Genomic DNA, 801 nt, shown 5'->3' with positions numbered 1-801 from the left:
CCGCGTCCTTCTCCTGCTGCTGCATCAACTCGGCTCCCGTGCGTACGATGTCCGAACTGTTGTGGGAGCCACGTGCCTTGCCCATGATGATCCTTCCCGGCACCAGTCACTCTGATGCCAACCGGTCATACCGGGCATACACAAACCACGCGACAGGCCCTCCGTCGCCCTCATGGACGCTCACGTCGGGCCCAAGTACTAGGCCCGCCTTACCGCTTGACCGCCCGGAGGACGACGAACTTCGGGTTGCTCGCGATCACCGTGCTGTTGCCGAAGAGGCGTTTGAGGGGGACGTGGTAGGCGAGGTGGCGGTTGCCGACAAGCCAGAACTCGCCGCCCTGGCGGAGGGTGCGGTGGGCGTTGCGGAACATGCGGAGGGCTGTGCGGTCTGTGGTGGCCTGGTGCGTGTGGAACGGGGGGTTGTTCAGGATGAGGTCGGCCGAGGCGGGGGGCGATGTTGTGAGGGCGTCGGCTACCTCGAAGGTCGCCTTTGAAGGCGGGGTCGCGTTGGCGTGGTACGTAGCCTCCGCCGAGGCGATCGCTTGGTACGACTCGTCGGTGAAGAGCACCGTCGCGTCGGGGTTGGCCAGGGCTGCCGCCGTGCCGACGACTCCGTTGCCGCAGCCGAGGTCGATGACGTGGTCCGGGCCTGTACGGGGTGGCAGGTTCGCGAGGAAGAGGCGGGTGCCGATGTCGAGGTGGTCGGGGCTGAAGATGCCGGCGTGGTTGGTGACCGGGCGGCCTGTCAGGGGTGGGGGGAGGTCTGGGGGGAGGTTGTAGGTCAGGGGCCAGGGGTTTGGG

At 67.2% G+C, this 801-nt stretch carries 1 protein-coding gene; it reads right to left on the bottom strand.

What is annotated here, in order from left to right:
- Positions 1–209 precede the first annotated feature (209 nt).
- Positions 210–801: class I SAM-dependent methyltransferase (locus SRB5_RS35770; protein ID WP_153458040.1), on the bottom strand; the 592-nt coding region annotated here is incomplete at its 5' end.

This window comes from Streptomyces smaragdinus (assembly GCF_009604385.1).
Taxonomy (GTDB): Bacteria; Actinomycetota; Actinomycetes; order Streptomycetales; family Streptomycetaceae; genus Streptomyces; species Streptomyces smaragdinus.
The sequence above is the reverse complement of the archived record's forward strand: the minus strand, read 5'-3'. Positions and strand labels throughout refer to the sequence as shown.